20 protein-coding genes are annotated in these 22,395 nt (G+C 63.4%); 9 read left to right on the top strand and 11 right to left on the bottom strand.

The annotated features are described in order from the left end of the window. The first annotated feature begins 16 nt into the window (after nt 1-16). The 9 genes from rfbB (at nt 17) to waaA (ending at nt 8,864) form a co-directional block, all read left to right on the top strand. Nucleotides 17-1,090: a dTDP-glucose 4,6-dehydratase gene (gene rfbB, locus GEV01_RS17590; protein WP_008452012.1), complete on the top strand. Its 1,074-nt coding sequence runs from the start codon at nt 17-19 to the stop codon at nt 1,088-1,090. Further along, the gene (rfbA, locus tag GEV01_RS17585; RefSeq protein ID WP_152806732.1) at nt 1,087-1,983 is read left to right on the top strand and encodes a glucose-1-phosphate thymidylyltransferase RfbA; all 897 of its coding nucleotides are present in this window, start codon (nt 1,087-1,089) and stop codon (nt 1,981-1,983) included. Before rfbB ends, rfbA begins: the two co-directional genes overlap by 4 nt. Next, on the top strand, nt 1,980-2,528 hold the full coding sequence (gene rfbC, locus GEV01_RS17580; protein WP_152806730.1) for a dTDP-4-dehydrorhamnose 3,5-epimerase: 549 nt from the start codon (nt 1,980-1,982) through the stop codon (nt 2,526-2,528). Before rfbA ends, rfbC begins: the two co-directional genes overlap by 4 nt. Continuing rightward, nucleotides 2,525-3,391, top strand: a complete 867-nt coding sequence (gene rfbD / locus GEV01_RS17575) for a dTDP-4-dehydrorhamnose reductase (protein WP_152806728.1) — start codon at nt 2,525-2,527, stop codon at nt 3,389-3,391. Before rfbC ends, rfbD begins: the two co-directional genes overlap by 4 nt. Before the next feature lie 229 nt (nt 3,392-3,620). Further along, nucleotides 3,621-4,715 carry an MraY family glycosyltransferase gene (locus tag GEV01_RS17570; protein ID WP_152806726.1) on the top strand — a complete coding sequence of 365 codons (1,095 nt, stop codon included), beginning with the start codon at nt 3,621-3,623 and terminating at the stop codon, nt 4,713-4,715. A gap of 66 nt (nt 4,716-4,781) precedes the next feature. Further along, a complete protein-coding gene (locus GEV01_RS17565) occupies nt 4,782-5,096 on the top strand; it encodes an H-NS histone family protein (RefSeq protein ID WP_152806724.1) in 315 nt (104 codons plus the stop codon). Nucleotides 5,097-5,171: 75 nt separating this feature from the next. Further along, the gene (locus GEV01_RS17560; protein WP_152806723.1) at nt 5,172-6,554 is read left to right on the top strand and encodes a phosphomannomutase/phosphoglucomutase; all 1,383 of its coding nucleotides are present in this window, start codon (nt 5,172-5,174) and stop codon (nt 6,552-6,554) included. A 4-nt stretch (nt 6,555-6,558) separates the two neighbouring features. Next, complete coding sequence (waaC, locus tag GEV01_RS17555) at nt 6,559-7,566, top strand: lipopolysaccharide heptosyltransferase I (protein ID WP_152806721.1); 1,008 nt, start codon at nt 6,559-6,561, stop codon at nt 7,564-7,566. A 2-nt stretch (nt 7,567-7,568) separates the two neighbouring features. Continuing rightward, complete coding sequence (gene waaA / locus GEV01_RS17550; protein ID WP_152806719.1) at nt 7,569-8,864, top strand: lipid IV(A) 3-deoxy-D-manno-octulosonic acid transferase; 1,296 nt, start codon at nt 7,569-7,571, stop codon at nt 8,862-8,864. On the opposite strand, the gene GEV01_RS17545 is transcribed toward waaA, so the two are convergent. The 11 genes from GEV01_RS17545 to GEV01_RS17495 form a co-directional block, all read right to left on the bottom strand. Beyond that, nucleotides 8,861-9,937, bottom strand: a complete 1,077-nt coding sequence (locus GEV01_RS17545; RefSeq protein WP_152806717.1) for a patatin-like phospholipase family protein — start codon at nt 9,935-9,937, stop codon at nt 8,861-8,863. The genes waaA and GEV01_RS17545 overlap by 4 nt on opposite strands. Nucleotides 9,938-10,053: 116 nt before the next feature. Continuing rightward, a complete protein-coding gene (locus GEV01_RS17540; RefSeq protein ID WP_152806715.1) occupies nt 10,054-10,602 on the bottom strand; it encodes a cytochrome b in 549 nt (182 codons plus the stop codon). Nucleotides 10,603-10,640: 38 nt separating this feature from the next. Next, the gene (locus tag GEV01_RS17535) at nt 10,641-11,768 is read right to left on the bottom strand and encodes a hypothetical protein (RefSeq protein WP_152806713.1); all 1,128 of its coding nucleotides are present in this window, start codon (nt 11,766-11,768) and stop codon (nt 10,641-10,643) included. Nucleotides 11,769-11,774: 6 nt separating this feature from the next. Then, nucleotides 11,775-14,312 (bottom strand): hypothetical protein, encoded by a 2,538-nt coding sequence (locus GEV01_RS30935; protein WP_217428429.1) that lies wholly within the window; start codon nt 14,310-14,312, stop codon nt 11,775-11,777. Between the two features lie 118 nt (nt 14,313-14,430). Continuing rightward, on the bottom strand, nt 14,431-15,378 hold the full coding sequence (locus GEV01_RS17525; protein WP_328595540.1) for a M48 family metallopeptidase: 948 nt from the start codon (nt 15,376-15,378) through the stop codon (nt 14,431-14,433). A 17-nt stretch (nt 15,379-15,395) separates the two neighbouring features. Further along, nucleotides 15,396-16,088, bottom strand: a complete 693-nt coding sequence (locus tag GEV01_RS17520) for a lysophospholipid acyltransferase family protein (RefSeq protein WP_373994840.1) — start codon at nt 16,086-16,088, stop codon at nt 15,396-15,398. 67 nt (nt 16,089-16,155) lie between these two features. Next, a complete protein-coding gene (gene gmhB / locus GEV01_RS17515) occupies nt 16,156-16,722 on the bottom strand; it encodes a D-glycero-beta-D-manno-heptose 1,7-bisphosphate 7-phosphatase (RefSeq protein WP_008451987.1) in 567 nt (188 codons plus the stop codon). Nucleotides 16,723-16,737: 15 nt separating this feature from the next. Continuing rightward, on the bottom strand, nt 16,738-18,846 hold the full coding sequence (glyS, locus tag GEV01_RS17510) for a glycine--tRNA ligase subunit beta (protein WP_152806711.1): 2,109 nt from the start codon (nt 18,844-18,846) through the stop codon (nt 16,738-16,740). A gap of 14 nt (nt 18,847-18,860) precedes the next feature. Beyond that, a complete protein-coding gene (gene glyQ / locus GEV01_RS17505; protein ID WP_152806709.1) occupies nt 18,861-19,775 on the bottom strand; it encodes a glycine--tRNA ligase subunit alpha in 915 nt (304 codons plus the stop codon). 91 nt (nt 19,776-19,866) lie between these two features. Then, entirely contained in the window at nt 19,867-21,438 is a 1,572-nt protein-coding gene (gene lnt, locus GEV01_RS17500; RefSeq protein ID WP_152806707.1) for an apolipoprotein N-acyltransferase, read from the bottom strand. Continuing rightward, nucleotides 21,438-22,322 carry an HlyC/CorC family transporter gene (locus GEV01_RS17495; protein WP_008451979.1) on the bottom strand — a complete coding sequence of 295 codons (885 nt, stop codon included), beginning with the start codon at nt 22,320-22,322 and terminating at the stop codon, nt 21,438-21,440. Before GEV01_RS17495 ends, lnt begins: the two co-directional genes overlap by 1 nt. Nucleotides 22,323-22,395: the final 73 nt, after the last annotated feature.

The following is a 22,395-nucleotide window of genomic DNA, read 5'->3' as shown; positions in this document are numbered from 1 at the left end:
TGCTGCGGGATACTAAATGATTTTTGTGACAGGTGGTGCGGGTTTCATCGGCTCGAATTTTGTCCTCGACTGGCTGGCCCAGTCGGATGAGCCAGTCATCAACTACGATAAGCTGACGTATGCCGGCAATCTGAACAACCTGGCCTCGCTGAAGCAGGACGCGCGCCACACCTTTGTGCGCGGCGACATCTGCGACCAGGCCCAGGTGCTGGCGCTGTTCCAGCAGCACAAGCCGCGCGCGGTGGTGCACTTCGCCGCCGAAAGCCATGTGGACCGTTCCATCCTCGGCCCCGGCGAGTTCATCAACACCAACATCAACGGCACCTTCAGCCTGCTCGAAGCCACGCGCGCCTACTGGTCGGCGCTGCCGGAGGACGAGAAAGCCGCGTTCCGCTTCCTGCACGTGTCCACCGATGAAGTCTACGGCACGCTGGGCCCGGACGACGCGCCGTTCAGCGAAACCACCGCGTTCGCGCCGAACAGCCCGTACTCGGCCTCGAAGGCCGCCTCGGACCACCTGGTGCGCTCGTATCACCACACCTACGGCCTGCCGACGCTGACCACCAACTGCTCCAACAACTACGGCCCGTATCACTTCCCGGAAAAACTGATCCCGCTGATCATCGCCAACGCGCAAGCGGGCAAGCCGCTGCCGATCTACGGCGACGGCCAGCAGGTGCGCGACTGGCTGTACGTCAGCGACCACTGCGCGGCGATCCGCCGCGTGCTGGAAGCGGGCCGCCTGGGCGAGACCTACAACGTCGGCGGCTGGAACGAGATGGCCAACCTGGACGTGGTGCACACGCTGTGCGACATGCTGGACAAGCTGAAACCGAAAGCCGATGGCGCCAGCTATCGCGCGCAGATCACCTACGTCAAGGACCGTCCCGGCCACGACCGCCGCTACGCCATCGACGCCCGCAAGCTGGAACGCGAACTGGGCTGGAAACCGGCCGAGACCTTCCAGACCGGCATCGCCAAGACCGTGCAGTGGTACCTGGAGAACCAGGCCTGGGTGGCCGACGTGCAGTCGGGCAGCTATGCCAAGTGGGTGGAAACCAATTACTTTAACCGCGAAGGCCAGCAATGAGCATCCCTAACCGCAAAGGCATCATCCTGGCCGGCGGCTCCGGCACCCGCCTGTATCCGGTGACGATGAGCGTCTCCAAGCAACTGCTGCCGATCTACGACAAGCCGATGATCTACCATCCGCTGACGGTGCTGATGTTGGCCGGCATGACCGAGATCCTGCTGATCTCGACGCCGCAGGACACGCCGCGCTTCCAGGATCTGCTGGGCGACGGCAGCCAGTGGGGCATCAACATCAGCTACGCGGTGCAGCCATCGCCGGACGGCCTGGCGCAAGCCTTCATCATCGGCAAGGAATTCGTCGGCGATTCGCCGTCGGCGCTGATCCTGGGCGATAACATCTACTACGGCAACGACCTGGACGCCTTGCTGCGCCACGCCACCGAGCAGACCGACGGCGCCACGGTGTTCGCCTACCACGTGCAGGATCCGGAACGCTACGGCGTGGTCGAGTTCGATGCGAACCGCACGGCCGTGTCGATCGAGGAAAAGCCGCTCAAGCCGAAATCGAACTACGCCGTCACCGGCCTGTACTTCTACGACAACCAGGTGTGCGACATCGCGGCCAGCATCAAGCCGTCCGCGCGCGGCGAGCTGGAGATTACCGACGTCAACCGCGTCTACCTGGAAAAGCAGCAGCTCAACGTCGAAGTGATGGGACGCGGCATGGCCTGGCTGGATACCGGCACCCACGAGTCGCTGCTCGATGCCTCGCAGTTCATCGCCACCATCGAAAAACGCCAGGGCTTGAAAGTGGCGTGCCCGGAAGAGATCGCCTACCGCAAGGGCTATATCGACGCCGCCCAGCTGCGCAAGCTGGCCGAGCCGCTGAAGAAAAACAACTACGGCCAGTACCTGCTGCAAATCCTCGAAGACAAGGTCGTACCACGATGAATGTGATCGCTACACCGCTGGAGGGCTTGCTGGTGCTGGAGCCGCGCGTGTTCGGCGACGACCGCGGCTTTTTCTACGAGAGTTTCAACGCCCGCCGTTTCGCCGAGCTGACCGGCGTGACTTTGCCCTTCGTGCAGGACAATCATTCGCGCTCGGCCAAGGGCGTGCTGCGCGGCCTGCACTACCAGATCCAGCAGGCGCAGGGCAAGCTGGTGCGCGCCACCGCCGGCAGCGTGTACGACGTCGCCGTCGATTTGCGCAAGAGCTCGCCGACCTTCGGCCAGTGGTACGGCATCGAGCTGTCGGCCGAGAACAAGAAGCAGATGTGGATACCGCCGGGCTTTGCCCACGGTTTCGTCGTCACCAGCGACGCCGCCGAATTCCTCTACAAGACCACCGACTACTGGGCGCCCGAGCACGAGCGCTCCATCCTGTGGAACGATCCCGCCATCGGCATACTATGGCCGGCGCTGGACGCCGCGCCTCTGCTGTCCGGCAAAGACCAGGCCGCCGCGCTGCTGGCCGACGCCGAGGTGTTTGCATGAAAGTCCTGCTGACCGGCAGTACCGGCCAGGTGGGCTACGAGCTGGCGCGCAGCCTGCAGGGCATAGGCGAGGTGGTGGCGGTGGACCGCAAGGTGATGGACCTGTCCGACCTGGACCAGGTGCGCGACGTCATCCGCCGCGAAAAGCCGCAGCTGATCGTCAACCCGGCCGCCTACACGGCGGTCGACAAGGCCGAGAGCGAGCCGGAGCTGGCGCACCGCGTCAACGCCGAGGCGCCCGGCCTGATGGCGCAGGAAGCCAAGCTGCTGGGCGCGGCCATGGTGCATTACTCGACCGATTATGTGTTCGACGGCAGCCAGCCGTCGGCGCGGGTGGAGGACGACGCCACCGGTCCGCTCAACGTCTACGGCGCCAGCAAGCTGGCCGGCGAACAGGCCATCGCCGCGGCCGGCATACCACACCTGATCTTCCGCACCAGCTGGGTGTACGGCATGCGCGGCAAGAACTTCCTGCTGACCATGCTGCGCCTGGCCAAGGAGCGCGACGAGCTGCGCGTGGTGGCCGACCAGCACGGCGCCCCGACCTGGAGCCGCACCATCGCCGACACCACCGCGCTGGTGCTGTCGCAAGCCCACGCGGGCGGACGCGAGTGGTGGGTGCAGAACAGCGGCGTGTATCACCTGAGCGCCCAGGGCCAGACCACCTGGTTCGAGTTCACCCAGGCCATCGTCGCGGCGGCGGGGCTGGAATGCCGCGTGCTGCCGATCACCAGCGCCGAGTATCCGGTGCCGGCCAAGCGTCCGCAGTACTCGGTGATGTCGTCCGAGCGGCTGATGGCGCGCTTCTGCCACTTGCCGGACTGGAAAGACGCCCTGCACCTGTGCATGGACTCACTCCCCTAGTTGTATCGTTTGGTAAGCAATTCCGCCCGGTCGATGGGCTGCTGCTATGATGCGGGCGCGTCGCCGCCCGCATGCCGCGCGTGGCGTTGCAAACCGGCCAATATTCGATGCCCATCGGTTATTACCGGCTATCAATTTAAGACCGCCCCGCTTAATCCGGTACAATCGCGTGTTAGCGTACTGGCCATCCATATCGGTTAGCGTCTCCGGTAATTTCGTATAGATAAATATGTTTTCCTTTTTACTGAGCTTTGTCGCTTCCGCGCTGCTAACCCTGCTGGTGATTAAAGAAGCGAGATTGCACGGTCCTGCGCTCGATTCCGATTTCATGGGGGTGCAAAAAGTGCACGCCCACCACGTGGCCCGTATCGGCGGCTTATCGATCTTTTTATCGGTGGCGCTGAGTTCCTTCATTTCCATTTGGCGCGTGCCGGCGATGACGCATTGGCTGATGTCCTTATTGGCCTGTTCCGCCGTGGCTTTTGTCGGCGGCATTGTCGAGGATTACACCGGCCGCGTCAGCGCCGCGCGCCGCCTGGTGCTGACCATGGCCGCCGCCGCACTCGGCTATTTCCTGCTCGACGCCCGCGTCGACCGCATCGACTGGGCGTTTTCCGCCTGGCCGCTGCAATACATGTGGCTGACCCTGCCGCTGACGGTGCTGGCCGTGGCCGGCATCGCCAACGCGGTCAACATCATCGACGGTTTCAACGGCCTGGCCAGCGTGGTGTGCATCTGCATGCTGCTGTCGCTGGGCTATGTGGCGCTGCAGGTCAACGATATGTTCGTGCTGATCGCGGCGCTGATGGTGGCGGGCGCCACCGCCGGCTTCCTGATCTGGAATTACCCGGTCGGCATGATTTTCCTCGGCGACGGCGGCGCGTATTTTATCGGCTTCATGTTGGGTGAACTGGCCTTGCTGCTGGTGATGCGCAATCCACAAGTTTCTACCTGGTACGCGGCGTTGTTATTAATCTATCCGACTTTTGAAACATTATTTTCCGTTTATCGACGAATGTTTGTCCGTGGAAAATCTCCGGCCATGCCGGACGGTATCCATTTGCATAGCCTGATCTTCCGCCGCATTGTGCAATGGGCGGTCGGCCGCAAAGAGGCGAGGGCGCTGATACGCCGCAATTCGATGACGTCGCCGTATTTATGGCTGTTTTCGCTGATGGCGGTGATACCGGCCACGGTATTCTGGCGCCATACCTGGGCATTAATGTGTTTCTGTATTTTGTTTATCAGCAGTTACATCTGGATTTATGTGCGCATCGTCCGATTTAAAGCCCCGCGCTGGATGATACGTCATAAGAAAACCTGATTTTTTTATGTTGATGTAATATATTCCCGCCGGGCTTTATATCACTTCACTTAAAAGGAATACCATATGGATCTGTCGAATATGTCCTCTGCGGATTTACGGAATTTGCAGGAACAAGTTAAACATGAATTAAAGCAGCGCGAAAGCCAGGACCTGGCAAAAGCGCGCGAACAGATACTGGCGATCGCCCAAAGCGTGGGCGTTCCGCTGAAAGACCTGGTCGGCGGCGCCGGCAGCGCACGCGCCAAGACCGGCAGCGTGGCGCCGCGCTACCGCAATCCGGCCGACGCCAGCCAGCTCTGGACCGGCCGCGGCCGCCAGCCCAAATGGGTCAAGGATTGGCTGGAATCCGGTAAAGACATCGCCGGCTTAAAGGTTTAAACTGCCTGCACTTCGATAAGCGGCGGCCGGCATGACCGGCCGCTTCACTACACCCCTCGCATACATTCCCACACTATGGTTTCTTTATCCAAAACGATCTTCAAGGCTTACGACATTCGCGGCATCATCGATAAAACCCTGGATGCGGGCGTAGCGCGCCAGATCGGCCAGGCGTTCGGCCAGGCCGCGCTGGCCAAGGGCGAGACCAAGGTCGTGATCGGCCGCGATGGCCGCCTGTCCGGCCCGGTGCTGACGGCGGCGCTGGCCGAGGGCCTGCAAGCGGCCGGCGTGGACGTGATCGACCTGGGCGTGGTGGCCACGCCGATGGTCTACTTCGGCACCAATGTGCTGGGCGCGGCGTCCGGCATCATGGTGACGGGCAGCCACAATCCGCCGGACTACAACGGCTTCAAGATGGTGCTGGCCGGCGAAGCCATTCACGGCGAGGCGATCACCGCGCTGTACCAGCGCATCGTCGACCATGACGGTTCGTCGGCGGCGAAAAAGGGCGCGTACGGCACCCACGACATCCGCGCGCAATACCTGGAGCGCATCATCGGCGACGTCAAGCTGGCGCGCCCGATCAAGATCGCCGTCGATTGCGGCAACGGCGTGGCCGGCGCCTTCGCGGGCGACCTGTTCCGTGGCATGGGCTGCGAAGTGGTCGAGCTGTTCTGCGAAGTGGACGGCAATTTCCCTAACCACCACCCCGATCCCGCGCATCCGGAAAACCTGCAAGACCTGATCCGCTGCCTGCAAGAGACGGACGCCGAGCTGGGCATCGCCTTCGACGGCGACGGCGACCGCCTGGGCGTGGTCACCAAGGATGGCCAGATCATCTACCCGGACCGCCAGATGATGTTGTTCGCGGCCGACGTGCTGAGCCGTCATCCAGGCGAACAGATCCTGTACGACGTTAAATGCACCCGTCACCTGGCGCCATGGATCAGCAAGCACGGCGGCGTGCCGCTGATGTACAAGACCGGCCACTCGCTGGTCAAGGCCAAGCTGCGCGAAACCGGCGCCCCGCTGGGCGGCGAAATGAGCGGCCACATCTTCTTCAAGGACCGCTGGTACGGTTTCGACGACGGCCTGTACTCCGGCGCCCGCCTGCTGGAAATCCTGACCCGCGAAGCCGATCCGTCCAAGCTGCTGAACTCGCTGCCGCAGTCGGACAGCACGCCGGAGCTGCACCTGCACCTGAACGAAGGCGAAAACGTCATCGTCATGGACAAGCTGCGCAGCGACGCCAAGTTCCCGGGCAACGTGCAGATCATCACCATCGACGGCCTGCGCGTGGAATACGAAGACGGCTTCGGCCTGGCGCGTTCGTCCAACACCACGCCGGTGATCGTGATGCGCTTCGAGGCTGAAACCCCGGCCGCGCTGGCGCGCATCCAGGGCCAGTTCAAGAGCGTGATCCTGGCTGCCAAGCCGGACGCGGAACTGCCGTTCTAAGCGCATGACGGCGCAAACGGGCGGCCGCAAGCCGCTGAACATTTTGCTGGTGCGCGTCTCCTCGCTGGGCGACGTGCTGCACAACCTGCCGATGGTGGCCGATATCGCCCGCCATTTCCCGGACGCGAATATCGACTGGGTGGTGGAAGAGGGCTACGTCAGCCTGGTGCGGCTCAACGCGCGCGTGCGCACCATCATTCCGTTTGCGCTGCGGCGCTGGCGCAAGAGTCTCGGCAAGCCCGAGACCCGCGCAGAGATCAAGAGCTTCTTCCGTACGCTGCGCGAGCAGCAGTACGACTATGTATTCGACACGCAGGGATTGCTGAAGACCGGCATCATCATGGGCGCTGCCCGTGTGGTGAAGGGCGGTCGCAAGGTCGGCCTGGCCAACGGCAGCGAAGGCTCGGGCTACGAAGGCGTTTCGCGCATCTTCCACAACTTGAGCATCCCGACCGATCCGCGCACGCACGCGGTGGCGCGCGGCCGCCTGGTGGCCGGCGCTGCGCTGGGCTATGCGGTCGATACGCCGGCCGATTTCGGCCTGCCTGAAGTATCGGCCAGCGAGCCGCGTCCGGACTGGATGCCTGCCGAGCCATACGCCGTCTACTTCCACGGCACCGCGCGCGCCCCGAAGAAGTGGGCGCCGGAGAACTGGATTGCATTGGGCCGCGAACTGGCGCCCATGCCCATCCTGCTGCCATGGGGCTCGCCGAAAGAGAAGGCCGAAGCCGAAGTGCTGGCGGCAAGCCTGCCGAACGCGCGCGTGCTGCCGAAACTGTCGATGGCCGATGCGATGCTGCTGGCGCGTCACGCCGGCCTGGTGATCGGCGTCGACACGGGATTGACCCATATCGCCGCTGCCTTCGTGCGGCCGACGGTGGAAATCTACGCCGATTCGCCGCGCTGGAAAACCGAGGGCAACTGGTCGCCGCGCATCATCAACCTGGGCGACCGTGGCACGCCTCCGTCGGTGGCCGAAGTATTGGCGGCAGCCCGCAGCCTGCTGGCGTAACTATGCGACTTTTCTATTCCGTGATGTGGTGCCTGGCCTTGCCGCTGGTGCTGGCGCGCTTGTGGCTGCGCGGCCGCAAGGAGCCGGGCTATCGCCAGCATTGGGGCGAGCGCCTGGGCTTCTACAGCGGCCCGTCGTCCACCATGCAGACCTTGTGGGTGCACGCCGTGTCGGTGGGCGAGACGCGCGCCGCCGAGCCGCTGGTCGATGCCCTGCTGGCCGAATACCCGCACAGCCGCATCGTCCTCACCCACATGACGCCGACCGGCCGCGCCACCGGCAAGACGCTGTTCGCCAAACATGGCGATCGCCTGGTGCAGTCCTACCTGCCGTATGACACGGCGACGATGGTCGGGCGCTTCATCAAACATTTCAAGCCTGCCGTCTGCATCCTGATGGAGACGGAGGTATGGCCCAACCTGATCGCGGTGTGCGGCAAGCGCGGCGTGCCGGTGGTGCTGGCCAACGCCCGCCTGTCCGCGCGTTCGCTGCGCCGGTCGCGCCGCTTCGGTTCCCTGCTGGTGGATGCGGCGCGCGGCATCTCGCTGGTCGCCGCGCAGACGGCGGCTGATGCGGAACGTGTGCGCTCGCTGGGCGTGCAGCGCGTGGAGATCACCGGCAGCATCAAGTTCGACGTGGTGGTGCCGGATGCGGCGCTGGCCGTTGGAGCAGCGCTGCGCGGCGTGATCGGCGACCGTCCGGTGCTGCTGTGCGCGAGCACGCGCGAGGGCGAGGAGGAGCTGATACTGGATGCCTTCCGCCGCGAGCGCGCCGCGTTGCCGGCCAATGTGCTGCTGCTGATCGTGCCGCGCCATCCGCAGCGCTTCGACGAGGTGGAAAAGATGATCGGCGCGCACGGCCTGAACGTGCAGCGCCGCAGCAAGCTGGCGCTGGACGGCGGCGATGCCGTGCTGCCGGGCTTTGTCGATGTGCTGATGGGGGATTCGATGGGCGAGATGTTCGCCTACTACGCGGCCTGCGATGTGGCCTTTGTCGGCGGCAGCCTGCTGCCCTTGGGCGGCCAGAACCTGATCGAGCCGGCGGCGCTGGGCAAGCCGGTGCTGATCGGCCAGCACACCTTCAACTTCGCGCTGGTGACGGAAGATGCGCTGGCTGCGGGCGGCGCGCAACGCGTCGCCGATGCGGCGGAGCTGATGTCCGCCGCCGGGCGTTTGCTGAACGACGAAGCGGCACGCACGGCCATGGGCCGCAACGCGCTGGCCTTCGCCAACCAGCATCGCGGCGCCACGCGCCGCACGCTGGCATTGCTGCCGGCGCTGATCAAACCTCTGCTTTAACCCGCCAGCTCCGTCTCTTCGGCGTAGCGCAGCACCGTGGAGTGCTGGCGGCAGAAGCGCGTCGCCGCCTTGTAGCCGATATCGAACAGGAACTGCATATTCGACGTCGACCAGTCCATCGTGTTCGGCATATGGTCGTCCGGCACGGCGGCCATCAGCTCCAGCTTGAGCATGCGGCGTTTCGGCAGACCGGTCTTGCGGTCGGTGTTGTGCTCCAACTCGAACAGGCGGATCTGGTTCTGCGAAATCTTCACCAGCGGCGTGATCATCGAACCCACCCAAGCGTCATACAGATTGCGCGGCTTGCGCAGCAGGCGTTCGTCGCCCAGGATGTCGAGCACGATCAGCGTGTCGGTGTCGTGGTGTTCGCCCTTGCCTTCGATGAAGGGATCGAAGTTCAGCGTCTCCAGCGCGGCGCCTTCGATGTAATCCTCGCCGTCGATTTCGGTCGGCGCGTACAGGAAGGGGAAGGACAGCGCGGCGCGCACATGCTCCGCCTGGATTTCATGCTTGTCCCAGATCTTCATGCGATGCTGGTTCAAATTGTAGGCGTTGATGTAGAACTCCGGCTTCATGCTGGAGATGGCGGAGAAATCGACCACGCCTTCGAGGAACGGCGCATGCGCGCACAGGCCCAGGCTTTTGGCGGACAGGTTGGATGGCGACATGGTCGACATCAGCAGCTGGCTCCAGTCGGTCCAGGGCAGCTGGCCCTTGCCGAACACGTTTTGCATCGCACCAAAAACCGGATGGCTGGCGGCCGGCGTGAAGGCGTTGCGGAACACGTCCGCTTCCTGGCCGGGCTTGTGGAAGATTTTGTAATTCACCGGCATCATCTTGTAGATGGTGTCGGAGACGCCGGTATCGGCCCAGCGTTTCAGCGCTTCGCGGGGCGTGGATTCCAGCGGGGCCGCATACAGCAAGCCCATCAGAACGCCCGCGCCCGAGGCGGAGATCACGTCAAATTCGACTTCCTGGTCGAGGAAGGCAGCCAGGGCGCCGGCGATCAGCGGAGAATTCGGTGCGCCACCGCCCAAGACCAGGCCGGTTTTCTTTTTGATACTTTGTTGCATTATGTTTAATCCTTATGCGGCAATGCAGCATAAGGTAACACGGTAAATTCCGTACAGCAACTTTCATTATTGAATGTACGATATTTGCGAAACGGATAATGGTGTTGTTGCTATGTTTAGTCCGACGTGCGGCCCAGCATGCGCTTCAGGGTGGCGTCCTTGTCGATGACGTGGTGCTTGAGCGCGGCGGCGGCGTGCAGCACGATCAGCGTCAGCAGCAGGTAGCCGAGGAAGCCGTGCATGGACTGGCCGATGTCGGACCATTGAGGGCTGAGCGGCACGGCCTGGTCGCCGCTGTGGTGGCTGGGGAAGATTTCCCAGCCGAAGATGCCGAAGCCGTGACCGCTGGCGCCCGAGTAGAGCATGCCGCTCAGCGGCAGCACCACGGTCAGGATCAGCAGCACCACGTGCGCCGCCGCGGCGGTCACGTGCTCCAGCCGCGATACGGGCCGCACCGGCTGCGGCAGTCCATTGCGCCAGCGCCAGGCCAGCCGCGCCAGGATCGCCACGAAGGCCAGCAAGCCTATCGATTTGTGAATGTCGTACAAATGCCAGGATTCGGTCTCGACCATGTAGATGCCGAGCGCGATCAAGCCAATGATGGTGGCCGCCACCAGCCAGTGCAGAGCGATGGTGGTGCGGCTGAAGTTTGTTTTGGTATCCATGGCGCTAAATTACATTCGCATTGCCTAAGCGTCAACCGCTAGAACGCAAAATACATGGCCGTCTCCAGGCTGAACGCGTGCGCTTCGCTGAACGGCAAACGGTCGGTGCGCAGGCGCAGGCGCAGCGGGCCTTGCTCATAGCCGAGGCCCACCATGTTGAAGCGCGTGTCGTAGCTGGTGCTGAACGTTCCCCACTGGCTGGCGTAGCTGCCGACGGCTTCCGGTATGGTGGTGCCGGCGATGCGCTGCGCCCCGACCCGCAGCGCCCATTGCTGGTAGCGGTAGGTGAGGTTCAGCGCGGTGCTGGCGCCGATGGTGCCGGTGCGTTCGATCAGGCTGTTCTGGCCGACGATCTGCGGCTTGTAGTTGATGTAGCCGTCGCTGTCGACCGTGCGCACGTCGGAGGCGATGCGCTGCACCATAGCCGGCAGATTGGTCCAGCGCATGCGGCTCCACAAATCGTTGACGGCCAGGTTGGCGGTGAGCTGGCTGCTCAGCGGCCATTGCAGCGCGGCCGAGATGCTGGCGCCTGACGATTTTTGCGTCGCCTCGGGCATGAACGGATAGCCGTAGTCGGTATTCGAGTTCGCATACGTGCCGTCGATGCGGTAGGCGGTATCGTGCGTGTAGCTCACCTTGCCGGATGCGCTGCTGTCGTGATTGCGGGCGTGCCCGTACACGGCGGCCGACACCATCAGCAGGGGATCGCCCGCGCCGAGGTTGGGCAGGACGAAGGTGCGGCCTACGCGCGCGCCCGCCGCCGCCCATTGCTTCGAATGGGCGTCCGCGGCGAAATCGCGGGCCTTGTCGGGCGTCTTGTGGCTTTGGTAGACGTGGTACAGGTCGGTCGTGTCGCGGTTCGTCTCCAGCGACAGTTCCAGCCTGTACTCCGCACCGATGCGCCAGCCGTTTTTCTCCACGCCGAATTCCACGCGGTCCCGCTGCAGGAAGACGTTGCGGCCGTTGCGCGGGGCGTAGCTATTGCCCCAGTCGCGGCCCAGTTCGCGGATCGGCACGGCGTCGTAGGTCGCCCAGCCCTGCGCTTTGGCATACGGTTGCCAGGCGGCGCTGGGGGCGTGCAGTGCGATGTCGCTGTCGGCGACGGACGTTTGCGCGGCGGCCCCGCTTGCCGCAAGCAGGGCGCCCAGTAAGGAAATCAAACGCATGATGGATCAGTTCAGTGTCTCGAAGCTGCCATCGATGTAGTTGATCATCCTGGTGCTGGTGTTGATCAGTGCAGTCTTGCTGTTGTTCTTGTAGACGTCGAGGTACTTGGCGCCGTCCACCAGCGTGACCGTAACGCCGGTGGCGCTGGCGATATGGATTGTTCTGGGCAGGGAGTTGTTGCCGTCGAACGAGATGACGTTGGTGCCGTCGTTGTAGGTGGCGTTGTATTCGGAGGTCCGGTAGCCGGTGCTGCGGGCGGCTAACGTGACAGCCAGCACAGGACGGCTGACGATCTTCAGGCTGCCTTTGAACGATACATTGGCCAGCACGAAATTGGTCGCCGACAGCGTTACCGCGCTATCGTAGTTTTTAGAGTTCAACGCTTCGGCCGTGATGACGCCGTTGAAGTTCTCTCCGCGGCTGTTGGTGAAGCTGCCGGTGAACTGTGCGTAGTTGGGCAGGTAGCGATTGCCGCCTTTGTCGGTATCGAATTTGCTCAGCGACAGGGCGCCGTTGACGGTGCTGTTGGCCGTTGCGACTTCGATCGCCAGCTTGCCTTCGACGACGCGGTACACGCCGCCGTTGTTGGACGCGCGGACGAAGGACGTGTCGCCAATCTTGACGGTGCCGAGCGCCGCACCGTTCTTGACTGCGCCGATGGTGCCGGAGAGCGTATATTTGTTGATTCCGCCTGCTTCCGCCGTGGTGGTTGACTCGATGACCAAAGTTTCGTAGTCGGTGAGCTTAACGCCGCTGGCGTCAACGCGCGCGGGCATGGTGCCTCGAATCACTGCAGTGGCGACGGCGCTGCCGTTCATCGTATAGGAGAGGATGCCGCCTGCGAGGTCTCCGACGGGCATTTGGCCGTTCAAATTCCGGATGTTGTAGGGGCCATACTGATCCTTTTGGTACTCTTGAGAGATGCGCAGGGTCCGCGCGGAGTAGGTGAAAGCAATCGTTGAGAACCATCGGAGCGTGATGTCTCTGCCGATGAGGTCGCGGGTATATACGCCGTCTGCGTTGCGTTCCGATCCTGCGATAACCTTGTCGTTCAACTTGCACGACACGCTCTTTGGAGTGACTGAGGACACATCATTCCTGGTCATGGCGATGGTGGCGTCTATATCCTTGTAGAGCGCGCACGAACCCAGCGCCGACATTGCCGAGCCGTCACTGACGGTGATGTCGGTGGATTTTTTCTGGATAAAGTCGTTGTACAGCTTGATGCCGCGACCGGAGACGACGACCCAGTCGGCCAGGCTCTGATCCAATGGCGCGACGGCGTTGTCGAAATCGGCCTTCATCGCGTCCAGGCTGTTGCGCAGGCCGCCGCCGTCCTTGCCGGCGTCAGACCAGGCTTGCAGGTTGGTGCGCAAGCTGGCGAACAGGGCTTTCGTGTCGGCCACCGGATTGGACGGCGTTGGCGTAGGTGTTGGCGTCGGAGTCGGAGTTGGAGTTGGAGTTGGAGTTGGAGTCGGTACCGGCGTTGGCGTTGGGGTAGGCGTCGGCACAGGCGTCGGTGTCGGCACAGGCGTAGGTACCGGCGTTGGCGTCGGAGTAGGAGTCGGTGTTGGTGTTGGCGTCGGAGTCGGCGTTGGTGTCGGAGTGGGCGTCGGAGTTGGTGTCGGAGTCGGAGTCGGAGTCGGCGTTGGAGCAGGCGCTGGGCTATTGATAGCCGCGTCGGAGAACAGCTTCTGTCCATCCAGCGTTTTCAGCGTGGTCTTGTTGACGGTGGCGTCGTTGGCCACTGAGGCCAGCGCGGTGAGCAGGGCGGCCTTCGCGCCGCCGCCGATGCTGACGGCGCCATTCTTCATCGTCGCGGTGCCGGTCGTCGCGGTGACTGCGCATTTGACCTTTTCACCCGGCGTGCCGGCGCATCCCATGCCGCTGGCGTGGGCGATCTGCGAGATCGCGGCCAATGCCACGGACTGCAGTTTTTCCGACGCATCGGTCGTATTGGCGGCTGCGTCGCTATTGGCGTTGAGCGGCTTGGTGGTCAGCGGATTGAAGCCGAGAATCTTGGTCACTTCGGTCTGCGCCGATGCCACGTTTGCCGTGGTCAGGCTGTTGGCCGTGCCGGCGCTCATCGCCGCCGTCACCAGCATGTCGGTGAACGGCGTAACGTGGCCGGTCGCGTTGGTGTTGCTGCCGCCGTCGAGCTGGACCAGGCTGCGCATCGTCATCGTGGCAGGCATGGTAATCGTGCCGCTGTACTCGTCTTCCATGGTGGTGTTCGCGTCGGCGCTCACTTCCACGGTGAACAAGCCGGTGCGGTTGCCCAGGTTGACCGAGTAGCTGCCGTCGGTCTTGGACGTGCGGCCAGTGGCGACCGGCGCCGCAGAGCGGTTGCCGGCGGCATCGTAGGCATAGACGTTGACGATACCGTCCTTGATGAGGCCTTTGGCGGCCACGCCGCTGATGGTGCGGGATGGCGCGGCTACCGGGCCGGTATCAGGGGTGGAGGTGTTGCTTCCACCTCCACCACCGCAAGCGGCCAAGGTCGAAGTGAGTGCACAGGCGAGGGCGAGTTTCGTCAAATTCATTGCAGTAGTTAAATAATAGTTTTCTCACTATCAATTATAACATATGCAACTTGTTTGGAAATGAATTGAGTTATTGGCAGCCTTAATGAAGTACTAACCTATGCGGCCGGCCGATCGGCTAGGGGAACAGTACCGGCAGCTCCTGTGCGCGTTTGCGCAGCAGGTTCTTGGCTTCCTCGTATTCGGGGTAGATCAGGCCGACCGTGTTCCAGAACTGGGCGCTGTGGTTCATCTCCAGGATGTGCGACAGTTCGTGCGCGATCACGTAGTCGATCAGCGGCTGCGAAAAGTGGATCAGCTTCCAGTTCAGGCGGATTTTGCGGTCCACCGTGCACGAGCCCCAGCGCGTGCCGGCCGACGATAAACCGAACGAGTGATAACGCACCCCCAGCCGCTCCGCAAACACGTCCAGCCGCTGCTCGAACAGCACCTTGGCCTCCTGCTGATACCAGGCCTTCACGCGCTCCTTCAGCAGCGTCTCGGTGGCACCGGGCACCAGCACCATCGACAGCTCACGCGTGGCCGGGTTGTAGCTGCTGCGATTGCGGCCGCCCACCAGCAGCCGCAGCGTGATGTCGGCGCCCAGGTACGGCAGCTGCGCGCCGTCGATCCACTCCACCGGCGGCTTCTCCAGCCGCGCGGCGCGGCGCTCGCGGCGTTCTTTCAGCTTGCTCAGTATCCAGTGCTGCTTGGTGCGGATGGCGTTGTCGATTTCGGCGATGCTGATGCGCTTGGGCGCGGTTACGCGCAGGCCCTCGTCGTCGATCATGAAGCCGATCGAACGGCGGGTGGAACGGCGCAGCGAATATTCAAGCACGAAGTCGCCCACCATCAGCTGGCGCTTGGGCGGCTGGTCGGAAGGCGGAGGCGTCTGCGCGCGCGGCTTGACCGGCACTGCGGTCTGCGGCGGCGCGACGTAAGGCGAAACAGGGGGAGGCGTATTCGAGGTGGGCGAGGTCGGAATAGACCATACCGGTGCGGTGTACACCGGCTTGAGAGACGACTGCGCCTCCCGTCCAAACAGGTCCAGTTGGCTGGCGTCGTCTTTCGGCGACGCCGGCTTCACCAGCGTGGCTAGATCATCTAGCCAGCGTTGTAGGCGTGGGGCGAAATGACGCGCATTTCTGATTCTATCCAATTTTCCACCTGTTGCATCATGCCGTCCGGGGTGAGTCCTTCCGGAGAAATCGGTTTGCCTATCGATACTGTAACAAGCCCTGGGCGCTTGATGAAAGAATTTTTTGGCCAGCACTCGCCGGAGTTGTGGGCAATCGGCACCACCACCGCGCCGGTCTCGATGGCCAGGCGCGTGCCGCCGCTTTTATACTTGCCCGCTTTGCCGACCGGGATGCGCGTCCCTTCCGGGAACATGATGATCCACTGGCCGTCGGCCAGGCGGCGCTTGCCGTGGCGGACCACGTCCATGAAGGCGTTCTTGCCCTGCTTGCGGTCGATCGGGATCATGCGCAGCAGCGCCATCGCCCAGCCGAAGAAGGGAATGTACAGGATCTCCTTCTTGAACACGAACACCAGCGGGCGCGGCATGTTAGGCAGCAGGAAGATGGTCTCCCATGCCGACTGGTGCTTCGACAGCACGATGGCCGGCGCGTCCGGGAAGTTTTCGGCGCCCTTGATTTCGTAGCGGATGCCGCAGATAACCTTGAGGCACCAGATCATGAACACGTTCCAGCGCGCGGTGACGAAGAAGCGTTTGTTGTACGGCAGCGGCGCGGCCAGGAAGCACACGCAGGCCCAGACGATGGTCGATACCACCATGACGATGGTGAAAATCAGGGAACGCAAAAACAAGACGGGATGACCCAATGCAGACTCCAAAAACTGTTTAGCTAACGATGTGCAGCGCCGGCGGCGCGCTGGTTTTCAGCAGGTGATTGACCATCGCGGCCAGGTCGGCGAAAACCATTGTACCGGGTGGCAGGCCACCCGTGGCCTGGGTTTTCTCGCCCTTGCCGGTCAGGACCAGGTAGGGCACGCAGCCGCTGACGTAACCCGCTTGCAGGTCGCGCAGAGAATCGCCGACGGTCGGCACGCCTTTCAGGCTGATTTTATAGCGCTGCGAGATTTCCGTGAACATGCCCGGCTTCGGCTTGCGGCAATCGCAGCTGTCGGCCGCCGCGTGCGGGCAGAAGAAGATGGCGTCGATGCTGGCGCCGACCTGCTGCGCCAGGTTGTGCATCTTCTGGTGGATCGCGTTCAGGATCGTCATGTCGAAGAACTCGCGGGCGATGCCCGACTGGTTCGACGCCACCACCACGCGATAACCCGCCTGGTTCAGGCGGGCGATCGCTTCGAGCGAGCCGGGTACCGGTATCCACTCGGCCGGCGACTTGATGAAGTCCGGCGAATCGTGGTTGATGACGCCGTCGCGATCGAGGATGATCAGTTTCATGGACGGCGCACCCATTTAGGCCGCCAGTTTCGAAATGTCGGCCACGCGGTTCATCATGCCGTGCAGCGTCGACAACAGCGCCAGGCGGTTGTTGCGCAGCGCGACATCTTCGGCCATGACCATCACGTCGTTGAAGAAGGCGTCGACTTCCTCGCGCAGCTGCGCCAGGGTTTTCAGCGTGCCGGCGAAGTCGCCCTTGTTGAAGGCGGCGTCGATTTCCGGCAGCACGCGCACCACGGCGGCGTGCAGGTTCTTCTCGGCGGCGTCCTGCAGCAGCGCGGCGTTGACGCCGGTGTTGCCGGCAGCGGCCAGCGCTTCCTCGTTCTTCTTCAGGATGTTGGTGATGCGCTTGTTGGCGGCGGCCAGCGAGGCCGATTCCGGCAGCGCGGCGAAGGCCTGCACGGCTTCCAGGCGCTGCACGATGTCGTCCAGGCGGTCAGGGTTCTGGGCGACCACCGCTTCGATCTCGTTCGGCGAGAAGCCGCGCTCGCGCAGGATGCCGCGCAGACGGTCGATCATGAAGGTGTAGACGTCGGCGCTAGGATCCTTGAAGCCGGCCACGGAAGCGAACAGCCCCGCAGCGTGCGACAGCAGGCCGGCGATCGACAGCGGCAGGCGCTTCTCGATCAGCATGCGCAGCACGCCCAGCGCGTGGCGGCGCAGCGCGAACGGGTCTTTGTCGCCGGTCGGCGCCAGGCCGATGGCCCAGATGCCGACCAGGGTTTCCAGCTTGTCGGCCAGCGCGACGGCGGTGCCGGTGACGGTCGATGGCAGGGCGTCGCCGGCGAAGCGCGGCTGGTAGTGCTCGGACGCGGCCAGCGCCACGTCTTCCGGCTCGCCGTCGTTGCGGGCGTAGTAGGTGCCCATGATGCCTTGCAGCTCAGGGAATTCGCCGACCATCTCGGTGACCAGGTCGGCCTTCGACAGCTTGGCTGCGCGCGAGGCCAGTGCGGCGTCGCCGCCGATCTGGGTGGCGATGTAGCTTGCCAGCGCGGCTACGCGTTCGCCGCGTGCGGCTTGCGTGCCCAGCTTGTTGTGGTAGACGATTTTTTCCAGCAGCGGCAGGCGCGATTCCAGGGTCTTCTTCTTGTCCTGCTCGAAGAAGAACTTGGCGTCGGACAGGCGCGGGCGCACCACGCGCTCGTTGCCGTCGATGATGGCGGTCGGCGTGTCGGTGGCGATGTTGGAGACGATCAGGAAGCGCGAACGCAGCTTGCCGTTGGTGTCGGTCAGCGCGAAGTATTTCTGGTTGGTCTGCATGGTCAGGATCAGGCATTCCTGCGGCACGGCCAGGAACTCTTCCTCGAACTTGCATTCGTAGACGACTGGCCATTCGACCAGCGCGGCCACTTCATCCAGCAGCGCTTCAGGCATCAGCACCTGGTCGGCTCCGGCCTTGGCCAGCAGCTCGGCGCGGATTTTTTCTTTGCGGTCTTCGACGCTGGCCAGTACCTTGCCTTCGGTCGCCAGGGTGGCGGCGTAGCTGTCGGCGTTGGCGATGGTGATCATGCGCTGGCCCGGTGCGGTCAGGAAGCGGTGGCCTTCGCTGACGTTCGATGCGGTCAGGCCCAGCAGGGTCAGTGGCAGCACGGTGGCGCCATGCAGCGCGATCAGGCTATGCGCCGGACGCACGAACTGCACGGTGGCGCCGTCGGGACGCTGGTAGCTCATCACTTTAGGAATCGGCAGCTTGGCGACCGATTCTTCCAGCGCGGCTTGCAGGCCCGCTTGCAGCGCACTGCCGGTGGCGGTGTAGGTGTAGAAGAAGCTTTCGGCCTTGCCGTCCTGCGCGCGTTCCAGATCGGCCACGGTCAGGTTGGGGAAGCCCAGCGCGGCCAGTTTCTTGGCCAGCGGCGGCGTGCCGTTGCCGGCGGCGTCCAGCGCTACCGACACCGGCAGCACTTTTTCGCGGATCGCCTTGTCCGGCGAGGTGGCGCGCACCTTGGTGATGGAGACGGCCAGGCGGCGCGGCGAGGCAAACGAGGTGGCGACGCTGTCGGCTTCCAGGAAGTCGCGCGATTTCAGGCCGTTGACGATGCCGTCCGCGAAAGCCTTGCCCAGTTTGGCGAGCGCCTTCGGCGGCAGTTCTTCGGTCAGCAGTTCGATGAGCAGAGTTTGAGTCATATTATTTATATCGTTTATTCAGCAACGGCAGCGGCAGCGGGAGCCATAGGGAAGCCCAGGCGTTCGCGCGAATCGTAGTAGGCTTGGGCGACCAGGCGCGACAAGGCGCGCACGCGGCCGATATAGGCGGCGCGTTCGGTCACGGAGATGGCGCCGCGCGCGTCCAGCAGGTTGAAGCTGTGCGAGGCCTTCATGATCTGCTCATACGCAGGCAGGGTCAGTTGCAGCTCGATCAGGCGCTTGGCTTCCGATTCGTGGTTGTTGAACTGGGCGAACAGCAGCTCGGTGTTCGAGTGCTCGAAGTTGTAGGCCGACTGTTCCACTTCGTTCTGGTGGAACACGTCGCCGTACTTCAGCGTTTTCGTCACGCCGTTCTCTTCCCAGGTGGTCCACACCAGGTCGTACATATTCTCGACGCCTTGCAGATACATGGCCAGGCGTTCGATGCCGTAGGTGATCTCGCCCAGCACCGGCTTGCAATCGAGGCCGCCAACTTGCTGGAAGTAGGTGAACTGCGTCACTTCCATGCCGTTCAGCCAGACTTCCCAACCCAGGCCCCAGGCGCCCAGCGTCGGCGATTCCCAGTCGTCCTCGACGAAGCGGACATCGTTCTGCTTCAGGTCCAGGCCCAGCGCTTCCAGCGAACCCAGATACAGGTCCAGGATGTTTTCCGGGGCCGGCTTCATCACCACCTGGTACTGGTAGTAGTGCTGACCGCGGTTAGGATTCTCGCCGTAGCGGCCGTCCTTCGGGCGGCGCGATGGCTGCACGTAGGCCGCGCGCCAAGGCTCCGGGCCGATCGCGCGCAGGAAGGTGCCGGTGTGGAAGGTGCCGGCGCCGACTTCCATGTCGTAGGGCTGGAGCAGGGCGCAGCCTTGCTTGTCCCAGTAGGTTTGCAAGGTCAGGATAATTTGTTGAAATGTCAGCATCTTGTTTGGTCGGTGGCGCAGCCCAGAGGCGCGCGGTTGCAGTTTCGCTAAAGGGGCAATTTTAGCGGGTTTTACTGGGAGCCTGTAGAGATTAAGCGGCTTTAGGCTGGTTTTTTGCGCGCTTGGCCCCAAACCAGGCGCCCGCAAGCGACAGCGCGGCCAGCGCCAGGAACAGCTTGTTTCCCCACAGGATATACGGGGTGCTGCCGGCCATGCCCTGCACCGTGGCCGCCAGCGCGCCGTAGGTGTTCACAGGCAGCTGCTGCACCACTTTGCCTTCGCCATTGATGATGGCGGTGGCGCCGGTGTTGGTCGCCCGCAGCATCGGACGGCCGGTCTCCAGCGTGCGCATTTGCGAGATCTGCAAATGCTGGGGGATGGCGATGGTGTCGCCAAACCAGGCCAGGTTCGAGATGTTGAGCAGCATGGTGGCCGGTTTCTGGCCCTGCGCCGGGTTGTTCAGCTGGCCGGCGATTTCTTCGCCGAACAAGTCTTCGTAGCAGATGTTGGGCAGCACGCGCTGGTCCTTGATCGGGAACGAAGGCTGGATGTCGCGGCCGCTGGTCTGGTCGCCCAGCGGGATCGACATCAGGTTGACGAACCAGCGGAAGCCGAAGGGAATGAACTCGCCATACGGCACCAGGTGGTGCTTGTCGTAGCGGTAGTAGCTGGTGCCCAGCTTGGACGGGATGCCGATCGCGCTGTTGAAGTAGGCGGTCTGGCTGTCGGCCACCGGGATGCCGAGGATCAGGTTGCTGTTGGTCTTGTTGAGGAACTGGGCGATGCCCGGCAGGTAGTCCGGCGGCAGCTGCTGCGGCAGCATGACGATGGCGGTCTCCGGCGTGGCGATCAGGTCGGCCGGCGCGGCGGTGATGGCGTCCTGGTACAGCTTGAGCGCGGCCATGACGTGGGCGCCGTTGAATTTTTCGTCTTGCGGGATATTCCCTTGCAGCAGGCGCACCGAGATCGGCTTGCCTTCCGGGTAGGTCCAGTGCAGGTAGCTCAGTGCGACGCCGGCCACGGAAATGGCGACGATCAGCCCGGCCGCGCGCAGGCGCGTGCGGTGCAGCAGCAACAGCAGGGCGCCGGCGATCACCGCAGCCAGCCAGCCCAGGCCGTACATGCCGATCACCGGTGCGAAGCCGGCCAGCGGGCTGTGGTTGTGGGCGTAGCCGGCCGACAGCCACGGGAAGCCCGTGAACAACCAGCCGCGTATCCATTCGAACAGCGCCCACATGGCCGGCAGCACCAGCAGGTTGGCGGCCGGCAGCGGCAACGCCCAGCGCTTGCGCAGCCAGGCCGCGCCGCCCATCGCCAGCGCGACGTAGAAGCCCATGGCCCAGGCCAGCAGCAGCACGGCGGCGGCCGCCAGCGGCGCCGGCATGGCGCCGTAGTTGTGCATGGAAACGTAAAGCCAGTGGGTGCCGGCGGCGGTCCAGCCGAAGCCGAAGGCCCAGCCGATCAGGCCGGCGGCCTTGACGTCGCTGCTGCGCAGCACCTGGTAGAACAGCGTCGCCAGGCCGAGGATTTCCAGCGGCCACCAGCCGAACGGCGCGAAGGCGAACACGCACAACGCGCCGGCCACGGCGGTGATGGCCATGCGGCCACGGGTGGAGCGTTGCGGCTTGGGTGGATCGTTCGGATTGGCGCGGCGAAAACGCATTATGCGTCGTCGCCGGCTTCGGCGGCGGCAGGGAGTTTTTCCACCAGCAGCACGTGGATCTGGCGGGCATCGGCGCGCAGCACTTCGAAGCGCAAGCCTTCCATGTCGAACACGTCGCCCTTGTGCGGCATGCGCGCCAGGTGCTTGGCGACCAGGCCGCCGATGGTGTCGACGTCGTCGTCCGGCAGCGCGGTGTCGAGTTCTTCGTTGAATTGTTCGATCTCGGTCAGCGCCTTGATGCGCCAGCGCGGGCCGTGTACGCCTTCCTTGATCGACAGGATGTTGTCTTCTTCCTCGTCGAAATCGTATTCGTCCTCGATGTCGCCGACGATCTGTTCCAGCACGTCTTCGATGGTGATCAGGCCGGCCACGCCGCTGTATTCGTCCACCACGATGGCCATGTGATTGTGGTTGGCGCGGAAGTCGCGCAGCAGCACATTCAGGCGTTTCGATTCGGGGATGAAGATGGCGGGGCGCAGCATGTCGCGCACGTCGAACGATTCTTCGGCGTAGTAGCGCAGCAAGTCCTTGGCCAGCAGGATGCCGATCACCTTGTCGCGCTCGCCTTCGATGGCGGGGAAGCGCGAGTGGGCGGTCTGCAGCACCAGCGGCAACCATTCGTCGATAGGCTTGGAGATGTCGATGACGTCCATCTGCGAGCGCGGGATCATGATGTCGCGGGCAGACAGATCCGACACCTGGAACACGCCTTCGATCATCGACAGGGCGTCGGCGTCGATCAGGTTGCGTTCGTGGGCGTCGTGCAGAACTTCGAGCAGTTCCGCGCGGTTCTCTGGCTCGGGGGAAATCAGTGCGGTCAGGCGTTCAAACAGTGACCGATGGGGTTTGGCGTCAGTCTTGACGCCACTAGAGTGCTCTTGCATAGGAGGCGTGAGCCGTTGTTTCGAAGGGGTATAGGATACACGAAATGGGGAGACGGGGCCGATTTTGTCAAAA

The sequence above is a fragment of the Rugamonas rivuli genome (assembly GCF_009380165.1).
Lineage (GTDB): Bacteria > Pseudomonadota > Gammaproteobacteria > Burkholderiales > Burkholderiaceae_D > Rugamonas > Rugamonas rivuli.
Note: the sequence above shows the minus strand (reverse complement) of the source record. Positions and strands in the feature narration are given on the sequence as shown.